General features: G+C 57.0%; 12 protein-coding genes. 7 read left to right on the top strand and 5 right to left on the bottom strand.

Going from position 1 to position 14,377, the window contains the following annotated elements; translation table 11 throughout:
- The first annotated feature begins 137 nt into the window (after nucleotides 1-137).
- Entirely contained in the window at nucleotides 138-1,568 is a 1,431-nt protein-coding gene (locus Q666_RS0133910; RefSeq protein WP_031268538.1) for a peptidoglycan DD-metalloendopeptidase family protein, read from the top strand.
- Nucleotides 1,569-1,686: 118 nt separating this feature from the next.
- On the opposite strand, the gene Q666_RS57065 is transcribed toward Q666_RS0133910, so the two are convergent.
- Nucleotides 1,687-2,559, bottom strand: a complete 873-nt coding sequence (locus Q666_RS57065; protein ID WP_022998715.1) for an ATP-binding protein — start codon at nucleotides 2,557-2,559, stop codon at nucleotides 1,687-1,689.
- A gap of 243 nt (nucleotides 2,560-2,802) precedes the next feature.
- Here Q666_RS57065 and yajC point away from each other — a divergent pair, with 243 nt between their 5' ends.
- The 5 genes from yajC to Q666_RS57040 all read left to right on the top strand — a co-directional run bounded on the left by yajC (nucleotide 2,803) and on the right by Q666_RS57040 (nucleotide 7,052).
- Nucleotides 2,803-3,138: a preprotein translocase subunit YajC gene (gene yajC, locus Q666_RS57060; RefSeq protein WP_022998714.1), complete on the top strand. Its 336-nt coding sequence runs from the start codon at nucleotides 2,803-2,805 to the stop codon at nucleotides 3,136-3,138.
- 71 nt (nucleotides 3,139-3,209) lie between these two features.
- Nucleotides 3,210-4,820 (top strand): protein translocase subunit SecD, encoded by a 1,611-nt coding sequence (gene secD / locus Q666_RS66850; protein WP_022998713.1) that lies wholly within the window; start codon nucleotides 3,210-3,212, stop codon nucleotides 4,818-4,820.
- A 16-nt stretch (nucleotides 4,821-4,836) separates the two neighbouring features.
- The gene (gene secF / locus Q666_RS66845) at nucleotides 4,837-5,787 is read left to right on the top strand and encodes a protein translocase subunit SecF (protein ID WP_022998712.1); all 951 of its coding nucleotides are present in this window, start codon (nucleotides 4,837-4,839) and stop codon (nucleotides 5,785-5,787) included.
- 10 nt (nucleotides 5,788-5,797) lie between these two features.
- On the top strand, nucleotides 5,798-6,175 hold the full coding sequence (locus Q666_RS57045; protein ID WP_022998711.1) for an Mth938-like domain-containing protein: 378 nt from the start codon (nucleotides 5,798-5,800) through the stop codon (nucleotides 6,173-6,175).
- A gap of 25 nt (nucleotides 6,176-6,200) precedes the next feature.
- Nucleotides 6,201-7,052: a phytoene/squalene synthase family protein gene (locus Q666_RS57040; protein WP_022998710.1), complete on the top strand. Its 852-nt coding sequence runs from the start codon at nucleotides 6,201-6,203 to the stop codon at nucleotides 7,050-7,052.
- 127 nt (nucleotides 7,053-7,179) lie between these two features.
- On the opposite strand, the gene trmFO is transcribed toward Q666_RS57040, so the two are convergent.
- The 4 genes from trmFO to uvrA all read right to left on the bottom strand — a co-directional run bounded on the left by trmFO (nucleotide 7,180) and on the right by uvrA (nucleotide 13,189).
- Nucleotides 7,180-8,598: a methylenetetrahydrofolate--tRNA-(uracil(54)-C(5))-methyltransferase (FADH(2)-oxidizing) TrmFO gene (gene trmFO / locus Q666_RS57035; protein ID WP_031268536.1), complete on the bottom strand. Its 1,419-nt coding sequence runs from the start codon at nucleotides 8,596-8,598 to the stop codon at nucleotides 7,180-7,182.
- Between the two features lie 294 nt (nucleotides 8,599-8,892).
- Nucleotides 8,893-9,042, bottom strand: coding sequence for a DUF1127 domain-containing protein (locus tag Q666_RS65705; protein ID WP_006933293.1), 150 nt, complete (start codon nucleotides 9,040-9,042; stop codon nucleotides 8,893-8,895).
- Between the two features lie 822 nt (nucleotides 9,043-9,864).
- A complete protein-coding gene (locus Q666_RS65700) occupies nucleotides 9,865-10,014 on the bottom strand; it encodes a DUF1127 domain-containing protein (protein ID WP_006933294.1) in 150 nt (49 codons plus the stop codon).
- Between the two features lie 244 nt (nucleotides 10,015-10,258).
- Entirely contained in the window at nucleotides 10,259-13,189 is a 2,931-nt protein-coding gene (gene uvrA / locus Q666_RS57025; RefSeq protein WP_022998707.1) for an excinuclease ABC subunit UvrA, read from the bottom strand.
- A 584-nt stretch (nucleotides 13,190-13,773) separates the two neighbouring features.
- Between uvrA and Q666_RS57020 the strand changes: the two genes are divergently transcribed.
- Complete coding sequence (locus tag Q666_RS57020) at nucleotides 13,774-14,334, top strand: single-stranded DNA-binding protein (RefSeq protein ID WP_022998706.1); 561 nt, start codon at nucleotides 13,774-13,776, stop codon at nucleotides 14,332-14,334.
- Nucleotides 14,335-14,377: the final 43 nt, after the last annotated feature.

Genomic DNA, 14,377 nt, shown 5'->3' with positions numbered 1-14,377 from the left:
GCTGGCTTTCTGGTTTGCTTCAATACTGAGAAATCGTTGTTTTTCAGCGAAAGCGTCAACCGTCTTTAGCCTTTATAAACCTTACTGCCGTCTACTCTTAACCATAACAGCCACAGTCAGCGGTTAGAGTTAAGGCGATGATGAAGCGGAAGCGTACCCTCCGCAGGGATCTGATGGGCAAGGTAGCGACAGTGTCGCTGGTTGCTGTTGCTCTCGCGGGATGTTCCAGCGCGGTCGAGCGATTTGGTGAACCACCCTATTATACGGGCAATACCCAGAATCAGCGGGATATTCTCAACGGCGGCCAGAAGCAGCCGACATACCAGGATATCGTGAATGGGCCTGGAGGGACCGCCGCAGGGCTTCCACAGAGTTCATCCCAGCCGGTGACGACGGGGTCCATCCCGAACAGAGCACCATCTGTCCAGTCTGCGCCGTTGCCGGCGCCGGTGACGACTGCTCAGCGTCCTGCACCTGTCCGCACAGCGCCAGTTGCGACACAGCCCGCACCGGAAGCGGTGGCATCGGCCGGGAATGTGAGGAGCTGGAAAGGGTGGACATCTGCCGGCGGAACCCGGGTGCAAATGCGTCAGGGTGATTCCATCAATTCCATGGCACGCCGGTATGGTGTTCCGATCCAGGCTATTGTTGCTGTCAATGGCATCGACGACCCGGCAAAGGTACAGCCGGGTCAGAGCGTCATCATCCCGACTTACGTTTACGCTGAACGAAACGGTTCAACGAGCACGACTGAAGGCGAAAGCGGCAAGGTCAAACTGCCGTCAGCTGGACGAAGCGATAATGTTGTCACTGGCTCCGTGCCGACGTCTGTCGGGACGATGCCGAGGCCTGATCAGAAGAACGGTCAGCAGCCGACATTTGCTGATATCAGCCAAGGCAAGGTCGACGTTGTCCGCGTCAGCACCTTGCCGAGGCGCAAGCCCGGTGGATTCGATCAAACTCTGACGACGGCTTCCATTTCGTCTGGATCGTCTTCCTCGAGCGTGCCGACACCGCGCCGTCAGCCAGAGACTTCGTCCGCGGGCTCGCAGCCCGTTGCTGCGGCACCGTCGGGAACGGTAAAGAAAACCAAGCTGCCACAGCCCGCTCTCACGCAGGAAGCCCGGCCCACAGAACCGATCAAGACGCCAACTGTCGTTGCCAAGGTTCAGGAAGACGATAGCGCGGATGCCAAGTTCCGGTGGCCTGTTCGTGGCCGTATCATCTCCGACTTCGGCGCGAAGCCGGGTGGTGGCAAGAACGAGGGTGTGAATCTTGCTGTTCCTGAGGGAACACCTGTTCATGCTGCTGACGACGGCTCTGTGATCTATTCAGGTAACGAACTGAAGGGTTACGGTAATCTGATCCTCGTTCGTCACAATGACGGCTGGGTCTCCGCCTATGCACATAACAGCGAGTTGAAGGTCAAGCGGGGAGATACGATCCGCCGCGGCGACGTGGTTGCGCTGGCGGGCGCGACTGGGTCAGTCAACCAGCCGCAGCTCCATTTCGAACTGCGCCAGGGCAACAAGCCCGTCGATCCGCTAAAATACCTGCCGCGACGCTGACGCTGACAATTCTCGTATCCGGTGGGACCTTGCGATCCGCCGGATGAGAAAAGGCAGTCCGTGGCCAAAACCGTGAATCTTGTCAATCAGCCCGGCCCTTGCGCCGGGCTTTGTCATTTCAGGAAATCGTCTTGCCGAGCCTGCCGGCCAGATCCTGAATGAACTGAAAGGCGACACGGCCCGACCGGCTGCCGCGCGTCGTCGCCCATTCCAGCGCTTTTGCCCGCAATTCGTCTGCTTCGATCTTCAGGTCAAAGTGTGCGGCATACCCGCGCACCATATCCAGGTAGTCGTCCTGGCTGCACTTGTGAAATCCGAGCCAAAGCCCGAACCGGTCCGACAGCGAAACCTTTTCTTCAACGGCTTCTGCGGGGTTTATTGCAGTCGAGCGTTCGTTCTCGATCATGTCCCTTGGCAGAAGGTGACGGCGGTTCGAAGTGGCATAGAAAATGACGTTATCAGGCCGACCCTCGATCCCGCCCTCAAGAACGGCTTTGAGCGACTTGTACGAGGTGTCGTCATTGTCGAAACTCAGGTCGTCGCAAAAGACGATGAACCTGCAGGAAACGTCCCGGATGAGGTTCATGAGTTTGGGCAGCGACTCGATGTCTTCTCGATGAATTTCAATGAGTTTCAAGCCGGCGGAAGCGTTCTCGACGGCGATCGCTGCATGGGCAGCCTTGACCAGTGAGGATTTGCCCATGCCTCTGGCGCCCCAGAGCAATGCGTTGTTTGCAGGTAATCCCTTCGCAAACCGGCGCGTATTGTCGAGAAGAAGATCACGCACATGGGAAACCGCACAAAGCAACGTGATATCGACGCGATTGACCTTTTGAACCGGTAGCAGTTCACCTGGATCAGGCGCCCAGACGAAAGCGTCAGCAACCGAAAAATCCGGGCGGCCGGGACGGGCCGGCACCGCACGTGCGATAAGGTCGATCAGGGAATCGAGTTTTGCATTTAATGCGGTGAGGTCGTTTTCAGCGTTCATTCTTCTTGCAAGCCCTGTCAAAAAGGCCCATGTCAGGCCCTGAATTAAGTGATGGCAGGATTAACACGGTGCGGGAAACACGAAAACGTCAGTTATTCCCATACCGGTACGCTGGAAACTGCTTGCAAAGCTTGAAATGAGGCGCGCCGCAGTTATAGTCCGCGCCACCAGAATGAGAGCGTTTTTGCCGAAGACCCGACAGCGGGGTCGGTGGTCATCAAAAACGCCACTTAGGAGAAGTGAATGTTTATCACCCCAGCCTACGCGCAGGCAGCCGGTCCGGCAGGCGCTTCCGGTTTCTTGATCCAGATCCTGCCTTTCGTGGCGATCTTCGCAATCATGTATTTCCTGATCATCCGCCCGCAGCGTCAGCGCATGAAGAAACATCAGGACATGGTTGCCAACCTTCGCCGTGGTGACACCATCGTGACCACCGGTGGCCTGATCGGCAAGGTTTCCAAAGTCGTAGACGACGGTGAAGTGCAGGTCGAACTTTCCGAGGGCGTCAAGGTTCGTCTCGTACGTTCCATGGTGCAGGAAGTGCGCTCCAAAACCGAACCGGCCAAGGAAAACGCGTAACGCGATCCCCGCCGCTTCGATGATACCGCCGGGCCGGTTCAGATCGGCCTGGCTGCATTTAAGGCTTGACCATGCTCTATTTCGCACGCTGGAAAATCGCGCTGATCGTGCTTGTGGTTGCCGCTGGCATCCTGACCACGCTGCCGAATTTCTTCTCCCAAAAACAACTTGAAAGCTGGCCGGACTTCCTGCCGAAGAACCAGATGGTTCTCGGTCTCGACCTTCAGGGCGGTGCTTATCTGCTTTATGAAATCGACAAGCAGGATTACGTCCAGAAGCGCATGAAGGCGCTGGTCGGCGATATCCGGTCAACCCTGCGCGAAGATCCGCGCATCGGGTATACGGGGCTCGGAGTTCAGGGAGACGCCGCTCAGGTTCGTATTCGCGATCTGACCCGGTTGGCCGATGCGGAAGAGCGTCTGCAACCACTCGTCAACCCGCTGGCCTCCAGTGTTTTTGGCGGTCAGGCGGTCAATGAGTTTGACATGACCGTGACGGAAGACGGTCTGGTTCGATTTTCCTATTCCGAGCGTGGCCTTGAGGATCGCATGACGAATATCGTCCAGCAATCCATCGAGGTCATCCGGCGTCGTGTCGATGAACTGGGGACTACGGAACCCAGCATCCAGCGCCAGGGCGCCGACCGGATTCTGGTCGAAGCGCCGGGTGAAGATGATCCGGAACGCTTGAAAGATCTCGTCGGCCAGACGGCGCAGCTCACTTTCCACATGGTCGATACGTCCATGTCCGGCGAACAGGCGCTTCAGAACCGTCCGCCTGCAGGCACTGTCATCATGACTTCGGTTGATGATCCGCCCATTCCTTATCTTCTCGAGGAAGCGCCGCTCCTGTCGGGCGAAGACCTTGTCGATGCTCAGGTCAGCTTCGACCAGCGCAACAACGAACCGGTTGTGAACTTCCGCTTCAATCAGTCCGGTGCGCGCAAGTTCGCCCAGATCACGCAGCAGAACGTCAACCGTCCGTTTGCAATCGTGCTCGACAATGAAGTCATTTCCGCGCCGGTTATCCGTGAGCCGATCACCGGTGGTTCAGGGCAGATTTCCGGCAGCTTCACGCTGGAGGGTGCCAACGATCTTGCCGTGCTGTTGCGCGCCGGTGCGTTGCCGGCCAAGCTGACCGTCATCGAGGAACGCTCTATCGGTCCGGGCCTCGGCGCTGACTCCATTGAAGCAGGCAAGTTGGCGTCTATCATCGGCGGCGGTCTGGTGATCGTCTTCATGATCCTGGCCTATGGCCGCTTCGGCATCATTGCCGACCTGGCTCTGATGGTGAACATCTTCCTGATCTTCGGTGCGCTGACAATGCTGCAGGCAACACTGACCTTGCCCGGCATTGCAGGTATCGTTTTGACGATCGGTATGGCGGTGGATGCGAACGTGCTGATCTTCGAGCGTATTCGCGAAGAAGCAAGGGCAGGGAGATCTGTCATTTCTGCGGTGGATGCTGGCTTCAGCCGTGCCCTCGGTACGATCCTGGATGCCAACATCACGACCCTGATCGCCGCCGTGATCCTGTTCCAGCTCGGCTCGGGTCCGGTCAAGGGCTTCGCCGTGACATTGGCCATCGGTATCTTCACCACAGTGTTCTCGGCATTCACGTTCAGCCGGTTGCTGGTAGCCCTTTGGCTCCGCCACCGCCGTCCGTCGAAATTGCCGATTTGATCCGGGAGACTTTCAAATGTTGCTGAGAATTGTTCCGGACAACACCAAAATCAAATTCATGTGGCTGCGGAAAGTCAGCTTTCCGCTGTCCATCGTACTGGTGATCGCCTCCATTGCCGCCTTCTTCACCATTGGGCTGAACTACGGCATCGACTTCAAGGGCGGTACCATCATCGAAATCAAGACCGATGGTCCGGCCGATGTTGCCTCGATCCGTTCCGATCTGTCTTCCCTGAACCTTGGGGATGTCCAGGTACAGGAATTCGGCGGGTCGGACGACATATTGATCCGTGTTGAAGAACAGCCGGGTGGCGAGCTTGCCCAGCAGGCCGTTATCGGCAAGGTGCGAACCATTTTCGAAGGTCAGGAAGTGGATTTCCGCCGTGTCGAAGTTGTGGGCCCGCGTGTTTCGGGTGAGCTGGCTCAGGCAGGGGCAATCGCGGTTGCCGCCTCGTTGCTGGCGATCCTGTTCTACATCTGGTTCCGCTTCGAGTGGCAGTTTGCGGTTGGGGCCATTCTGACAACGGCCAACGACGTGGTCATAACCATTGGCCTGTTCGTCCTGCTGCAGCTTGATTTCTCGTTGTCCAGTATCGCGGCCGTTCTGACCATCATCGGTTACTCACTCAACGATACCGTGGTCGTTTATGACCGTATTCGCGAGAACCTGCGCAAATACAAGAAGCGGCCATTGACGGAAGTGCTCGACATGTCGATCAACGAGACGCTGTCTCGTACGACCATGACGTCTCTCACGACGCTGCTGGCGCTTTTCGCGCTTTACATCTTCGGCGGTGAGGTCATCCAGTCGTTCACCCTGGCAATGATCTTCGGTATCGTGATCGGCACCTATTCGTCGATCTTCCTGGCGGCTCCTTTCCTGATCCTGTTCAATCTTCGTGCGGAGGCCATGTCTCCGAAGGACGACGATGGCGAAAAGGATCCAAAGGCGAAAGCGTCGGCTTAGGGACGGTACGATGGAAATCCGCGATGCGCATTTTCCCGGTCGGGCGCCGCTCGAAGCTTATGGCAATGGCGGCTTCCGGTTTGCCGGGATGTCTCATCGCGGATCCTTGTTATGCGTTCCGAGCGGAATCTACGGCTGGGACGTTAGCGATGCGTCCGCCTTTACTCCTGAAGCCTTTCAGAAGGTTCTGGAGGAACAGGCGGACATTGAAGTGCTTCTGGTCGGAACCGGCAAGGAACTTCGACCATTGCCGGCAGAGCTGAAAACGCTGTTTCGGGAGGCGGGCATATTGTCCGACCCGATGTCGACAGGCGCCGCGCTTCGGACCTTCAACGTGCTTCTGTCGGAAGACCGGGCTGTCGCAGCTGCACTGATCGCTGTCGACTGAAGCACCTCAAAGGCTATCGGGCTCTATGACGACCGATTTTGACCATGCTGCCGATGTGGTTCGTCAATTTGACAAGGACCGCTATCTCAGTGCGTTGCTGGCACCAGAAGCCCATCGCAATGGACTGATGGCGCTCTATGCCTACAGCGCCGAGATTTCCCGTATTCGAGAACTGGTGTCGGAACCGCTTCCAGGTGAAGTTCGGCTACAATGGTGGCGAGACCTGCTCGAAGGCACGGAACATGGAGCTGTTGCGTCCAATCCGGTTGCCAATGCCTTGTTGCAGACGATCGACCGATACGAATTGCCGAAAGAAAGCCTTGTGGCGATGGCGGAGGCAAGGGTATTCGATCTCTACAACGACCAGATGCCAAGTCTCAACGATCTGGAAGGTTACGCTGGTGAAACCGTTTCTGGGGTCATCCAGCTGGCTTGCCTTGTCTTGAATGATGGCAAGGAAGCCGGCACGGCAACGGCCGCGGGGCACGCGGGAGTGGCGTATGCGCTGACCGGTTTGATGCGCGCACTTCCTTGGCATGCGTCGCGGCAGCAGATGTATTTGCCGAAGGACGTCTGTGACCGGCACAATCTTGACGTCCAGTCAGTGTTTCGAGGAGAAACGACGGCTGAACTTCGGGCTGTGCTTGCTGAAATGCGTGGCCATGTCCGCCACCACATCGGCCGTGTGCGTCAGGCGTCGAAGGATGTACCAACTGCCTGTCAGGCAGCCTACCTGCCATTGGTTCTTGTGGAGCCATTCCTGAAAAAACTGGAACGGGAAGACCTGGATCCGTTGAAGCAGGTCACGGAGATGTCTCAACTCAGGCGACAATGGATACTCTGGCGAGCGTCCGGGAGCGTACTGAAGGCCATCTGATACCGTACGGATGATTTCCAGACACACAAACAGGCGCTTTCCCGCGAGAAAAAGCGCCTGTTTGAAAATCATGAAAATGCAATCGATCCGGCCGCACATGCCTGAACATGGGGCCAATCGGCACCGACTATTCGGCGGCCTGTTTCACAAGGCCCAACTTGGCCTGCCAGCCCGTGAAGTCCGTCTTGGCCCGGTTGGTCATCGCAAGCTTCTTGGCACGGGTTTTGTCCTTGCCTTTCAGTCGCTTGCCGTTTTCATCCTTGTTTGGTGCGTCCACTTCGGGGAAGAGGCCGAAATTGACATTCATCGGCTGGAAGGACCCCGGTTTGCCGGCACCTTCGTCCCGTGTAATGTGTCCGCCGGTTATATGACCGAGCAGCGCACCCATGGCAGTCGTTGCGGGGGGCGGGACGATCTCCTGACCGCGGGCTTCAAGGACTGCAAACAGTCCGGCGAGGCAACCGACGCTCGCCGATTCCACATAGCCCTCACAGCCGGTGATCTGACCGGCAAACCGCAGCCGAGGATCGGCTTTGAGCCGTAAGGTTCCATCGAGAACCTTCGGCGAGTTCAGGAAGGTGTTGCGGTGAAGGCCGCCAAGGCGGGCAAATTGTGCGTTTTCAAGGCCTGGAATCATCCGGAAAATGTCGGCCTGGGCACCGTATTTCAGCTTTGTCTGGAAACCGACCATGTTGTAGAGCGTGCCGAGTGCATTGTCCTGACGCAGTTGCACAACCGCGTAGGCCTTCACCTCCGGATTATGCGCGTTGGTCAGTCCCATGGGCTTCATCGGGCCATGCCGAAGTGTTTCGCGGCCGCGGGCAGCCATGACTTCAATTGGCAGGCAGCCATCAAAGTAGGGCGTGTTTTCTTCCCATTCCTTGAAGTCCGCTGTTTCACCTTCAAGAAGCGCATCGATAAAGGCTTCGTATTGCACCTTGTCCAGCGGGCAGTTGAGATAGTCCTTGCCAGTGCCACCAGGCCCCACCTTGTCATAGCGTGACTGGAACCAGGCCTTGGAAAGATCAACACTTTCGAAGTGGACGATCGGTGCAATAGCGTCGAAGAATGCAAGAGCATCTTCCCCGCTTTTTTCCAGGATTGCCGCCGAGAGAGCCGGTGACGTCAGCGGTCCCGTTGCAATGATGACCTTTTCCCAGTCAGACGGGGGCAGACCTGCGACTTCCTCACGCGAGATCGTCACATTTGGATGATTTTGAAGTGCGGTCGTGACGGCGTTCGAGAATCCGTCCCGATCCACGGCAAGTGCACTGCCGGCAGGTACCTGATGAGCGTCAGCGCAAGACATGATGAGAGAACCGAGCTGACGCAGTTCATGATGTATCAGGCCAACGGCGTTTTGCTCGGAATCGTCAGAACGAAAAGAATTCGAGCAGACAAGTTCGGCAAGACCTTCGGTCTGATGAGCATCCGTTTTGCGGACAGGGCGCATTTCGTGGAGGACGACGGGCAGTCCGGCTTGTGCGATCTGCCAGGCAGCCTCTGAACCGGCAAGGCCGCCGCCGATGATATGGATGGGGGTCATTTTGTGTCCCTGGGACTTGTTCCGGCCGCCTTTCGTCACCGACTTGCGGCAAGGTGGATCCGGACAATTGCTTTGCCGCCCTGATTACAGGCAAAGTCGGGCAACCGCAATGTGCGCCATATCGATGTGGCGGAATAGTCTGATGTCGGGCACCGATATGATTGCCGACAAAACAAAAAAAACGCCCGCCGGTGGGAGGAGGTACCGGCAGGCGCTTTTGGAGTTCCACGCATGGAGCGCGGAAGATGCGGTCATCAGGTTGGGAGGAGGATACCTTCTGACCGCGAAGCTTGGTTATTTCGCAGACATGCGCGCGTAGCGAGCGATGTCGGAGCGGGCAATGCCCAGGTCGTCCAGTTCGCGGTTGGACAGGTTGGACAGCTCGTCATAGGTCTGACGGAAGCGTTTCCAGTTATTGAATTTGCGAACAACAGTATCGATCATGGTTTAGGCCTTTCGCTATCTCATGGCCATGGCACCGCGGATCGGCGTCTGGCCCGTTCATCTCTTACAGGCTGGAAGATAGGTGTTTTGTGCAGTGCGAGGTAGAGGGGAAATCGCGAAGCTGATATGCAAAAAATGCAGATTAAAAAAGCCTTAAAGGGGTTGAAATGGCAAAACGACCCGCATGCTTCGCATAGCTGTCATGATTTGAGTGTTCGCAAGTGCGAAATGGAAATGCAGTCGGGAGGGTTTCTTTCTACGGATCAGTCCGTCATTTGGTATCGCCTGAAAACTTTAGACTGACCTGGTACGCACGGGTGATCTGCGCTTACGGAAGGCAGGCGGCGATAGACGGAGAAGTTCACAAGACAGGTTGTCGATCTACCAGCCCACTCGAAAACATGGCATCGCAGCAAGCGAAGACATCAAATTATCCGAATGCGACCCCGGCCCGGGTAACGACCCAGCTTGTGAATACCTATTTTGTGCTGACTCGCATTGCTTGGGCGTTCTCACAGGGATTGCTTCGCTTGGAGGAATGAGCGAGCTGTTGCCGCAAGAGCAGAGACATCGACCTGGAGATAGTTCAACACATCCAGATATCGCACTTGGCGTTGGAGTGTCAGAATTTTGAGGACTCTTTTGCCTGACCAGACAGGCATGGGAGGAAATCAGGACGCCAGAAAAACGAACGCCCGCCAGCGGGAGGAGGTGCTGGCGGGCGACGTTTCGACGTGACAGGGCTGGGAGGAGGATGCCCTGCGTGTCACACGCCCGTCGGCTGGGAGGAGGATGCCTAGGGACGCGATCTCTTTATTTCATTCAGCCAATCTGACGACGCGCGACAAATTTGATGTCGCTGCGGCAGATGCCGAGGTCGGCAAGCTCACGAGCCGAAAGGCGGGACAATTCGTCAACCGCACGGCGGTAGCTCACCCAGTTGCTGTACTTTTGGCGCACGGTGTCAAACATCTTCTTATTCCTTAATTATCGAAACGCGTGTGCGTTCCGCGCCGTTGTTGTCCAATGATATATTTCACCACTCGAAATAAAAGAAGTGCCATCTCTGCATGCCTGACATGCGTTTGATGCAATGCAGCAAAGCTTGCGCAGCCAGATTCGAGATGATTCGTGGAACGTGCGGAAATACAAATGAAAAAGGCATGTGTGCGGTGCACACATGCCTGTCGTCACGTAACTGGAGACTGGTTAAGACCTATTCCGCAGCGTCGTGTGCCCGTTGCGGACGTCGCTGCAGCAGTTCCTGCAGGAATTGACCCGTGTAGCTTTCTGAAACCTCGGCAACGTCTTCAGGCCGTCCGGTTGCAACCACCGTGCCGCCACCGTCGCCTCCTTCCGGTCCCAGATCGATAATCCAGTCTGCCGTCTTGATGACTTCAAGATTGTGCTCGATCACCAAAACCGTGTTGCCCTGGTCGACCAGTTCGTGAAGCACTTCCAGCAGTTTTGCGACATCGTGAAAATGCAGGCCTGTCGTGGGTTCGTCCAGAATGTACAGCGTACGCCCCGTCGAGCGCTTGGAGAGTTCCTTCGCAAGCTTTACGCGCTGCGCTTCACCACCTGAGAGCGTGGTTGCCTGCTGGCCGACCTTGATGTAGCCGAGACCGACACGCGCCAGAGTCTCCATCTTGTCGCGTACGGCGGGAACTGCGGAGAAGAACACGGCGGCTTCATCCACGGTCATGTCGAGCACGTCGGCAATCGACTTGCCCTTGAACTCGACCTCGAGCGTTTCCCGATTGTACCGTTTGCCTTTGCATACGTCGCAAGTGACGTACACATCCGGCAGAAAGTGCATTTCGATCTTTATGACGCCGTCGCCCTGACAGGCTTCGCAGCGGCCTCCCTTGACGTTGAAGGAGAACCGGCCGGGCTGATAGCCTCTGGCCTTGGCTTCAGGCATGCCGGCGAACCATTCACGGATCGGGGTAAAGGCACCAGTGTAGGTCGCCGGGTTGGATCTGGGTGTCCGGCCGATCGGTGACTGATCGATGTCGATGACCTTGTCGAGCACTTCCAGGCCTTCGATGCGATCGTGCGGGGCAGGGTTGTCCCGCGCGCCATTGAGGCGACGAGCCGCGGCCTTGTAGAGCGTATCGATCAGGAACGTGGACTTGCCGCCACCCGACACACCGGTGACACAGGTAAACGTGCTGAGCGGCACGTCGACGTCAATGTCCTTCAGATTGTTGCCGCGGGCGCCGCGAACAGAGATCTTCCGCTTCTTGTTGATTTTTCTGCGCTCGTCGTTGCGCGAAACCATCATGGATCCAGACAGGTACTGCCCCGTCAACGAATTGGGATTGGCCATGATTTCGGAGGGAGTGCCCTTGGCGACGATCTGCCCACCATGGACGCCTGCTCCAGGTCCGACGTCGACTACGTAATCGGCAGTCAGCACCGCGTCTTCATCATGCTCGACCACAATCACCGTATTGCCGAGATCGCGCAGGTGTTTCAGCGTTTCCAGAAGACGGGCGTTGTCGCGCTGATGAAGGCCAATGGACGGCTCATCCAGTACATAGAGAACTCCTGTCAGCCCCGAGCCGATCTGCGAGGCGAGGCGGATACGCTGGCTTTCGCCGCCTGACAGTGTTCCGGAAGACCGGGACAAGGTGAGATATTCAAGGCCAACGTCATTCAGGAACTTCAGCCGCTCGCGAATTTCCTTCAGGATGCGGCCTGCGATTTCGCTCTGTTTGTCGTTCAGTTGCTCCGGCAGGGCTTCAAACCAGAGGCTTGCATCGCGAATGGAATGTTCGGTGATCTGACCGATATGCCTGCCGGCGATCTTGACGGCAAGCGCTTCCGGCTTCAGACGGAACCCGCTGCAAGCCGGGCAGGCATGATCGGATTGAAACCTTGCAAGTTCCTCGCGAACCCAGGTGGATTCCGTCTCGCGCCACCGCCGTTCGATATTGCCGATTACACCTTCAAAGGTCTTCTCTGTCCGGTAGCTGCGGACGCCGTCATCATAGACGAATTCAATCTTCGCATTGCCGGTTCCATGAAGGATTGCCTCGCGCACTTCCGAAGGAAGATCCTTCCAGGGCGTTGCCATGGACACCTTGAAATGACTGCAGAGTGCTTCCAGCGTCTGGGCATAATAAGGTGATGTCGACCCTGTCTTCGCCCACGGCAGGACAGCTCCTTCGCGCAAGGAAAGCGAGTGGTCAGGAACAACCAGGTCTTCCTCGAAGGCGAGTGTTGTTCCAAGGCCATCACAAGTGGGGCAGGCACCGAAGGGATTGTTGAACGAGAACAGACGCGGCTCGATCTCCGGAATGGTGAAGCCGGATACCGGGCAGGCAAATTTTTCGGAAAAGATCAGCCGTTCCGGGTTGCCGTTCTCGTCGGTCTTGTCGGCAAATTCGGCAATTGCAATGCCATCGGCAAGTTTCAGCGCCGTTTCCAGTGAATCTGCAAGCCGACCGGAGATATCGTCACGCACGACGATACGGTCTACGACGACGTCGATATCGTGCTTGAATTTCTTGTCGAGGGCAGGGGCCTCGGAAATCTCATGGAAGGTTCCGTCGATCTTGACGCGCTGGAAACCCTTCTTCATCAGCTCGGCAAGTTCCTTGCGGTACTCGCCCTTGCGGCCGCGAACCATCGGCGCGAGCAGGTAGAGGCGGGCACCTTCTTCCAGCTCCAGAATGCGATCGACCATCTGGCTGACGGTCTGGCTTTCGATCGGCAGACCGGTGGCGGGGGAATAGGGAACGCCGACACGCGCAAACAAAAGGCGCATGTAATCGTAGATTTCCGTAACCGTTCCGACCGTGGAGCGCGGATTGCGGGACGTGGTCTTCTGTTCGATGGAGATTGCCGGCGACAGTCCGTCGATCTGGTCGACGTCCGGTTTCTGCATCATTTCCAGGAACTGGCGCGCGTAGGCGGACAGGCTTTCCACGTACCGCCGCTGTCCTTCTGCATATATGGTGTCGAAGGCGAGTGACGACTTGCCTGAGCCAGACAGGCCGGTCATGACAATCAACTTGTCGCGGGGCAGGTCCAGATCGACGCCCTTGAGATTATGCTCCCGTGCGCCACGGATGCTGATGACCCGTGTTGGGTCCGCCTTCCAGGCTTCTTCCGACTGCGATCCCTTGGCTGTCTTCATTGTCGTTCTTCCTGACCGCATGCGTCGCCCAAAGCCGATTGTTGCTCTCGCATACGCTAAGATGGTCCATTGCCGATGATGTCTGTTTGCCCCGATATAGCAGTTTCGGGCGGAGCTTCCAGTGAGGCATTTTCATTATCGTGCCGGAGGCACTTGTCGATGCGAGGCCTGATTGAATCGCTTTTACAGAAATGGTAAGAACAAAACAAGTACATTAACGATTGCCGCGTCAGGAGCCGAGCAGAAATAGGTGACCGAAACCTCGCAGTTCGTGAGATAATGTCCTGACAGAAAAATCGGGGCTTGATTGGAACAAAAGTGGAGCAAATTGTAACTTGGCGCAATCAAGGATTGTGTCTGTTGACTTTGCTCGAATTTTAGGCGGATGAACCAGGCGGCAGTTTGTGAGTTGCCTTGTGGAAAATGAGTGAAGCCTGGCGAAAATAGCGGCGAAGCTGTTGGCGTGCCGTTAGGGTTCTTGTTTCTAGCAGCAAAGCTTGCAACGTTGACCGTTTATCGACACGTGCCGGAGAAGCACACGAACATCGTCGGCGGGGTCAACGAAAAACAAACAGGAGTTCAGTATGGCGGGCAGCGTCAACAAAGTAATTTTGGTCGGCAATCTGGGAGCAGACCCGGAAATCCGCCGTACGCAGGATGGCCGCCCGATCGCCAATCTCCGGATTGCGACGTCGGAGTCCTGGCGCGACCGCAACACCGGTGAGCGTCGTGAAAAGACGGAGTGGCACCGCGTCGTGATCTTCAACGACGGTCTTTGCAAAGTTGCGGAGCAATATCTGCGCAAGGGATCAAAGGTTTATCTCGAAGGCCAGCTTCAGACCCGCAAATGGCAGGATCAGTCCGGTCAGGACCGGTACTCCACCGAGATCGTGCTACAGGGCTTCAACTCCAACCTGACCATGCTTGACGGCCGCGGCGAAGGTGGCGGTGCATCCGGCGGTCTTCCCGATTACGGCAATGACTCACAAGGCGGTGGCGGAGGTGGCTTCGGCGGCGGCGGTTCCGGTTCCGGCGGGAATTTCGGTGGTGGCTATGGCGGCGGTTCCAGCAGCGGTGGCGGTTACGGCGGTCCGTCCGGTGGCGGTGGCGGCGGCGGCCCCATGGACGACGAAATTCCGTTCTGATCTTTTTCTGCGCTACCGGGTGCGGTCCCATGCTTTGGGGCCG

Source organism: Labrenzia sp. C1B70 (assembly GCF_000475395.1).
Lineage (GTDB): Bacteria > Pseudomonadota > Alphaproteobacteria > Rhizobiales > Stappiaceae > Roseibium > Roseibium algicola.
Note: the sequence above shows the minus strand (reverse complement) of the source record. Positions and strands in the feature narration are given on the sequence as shown.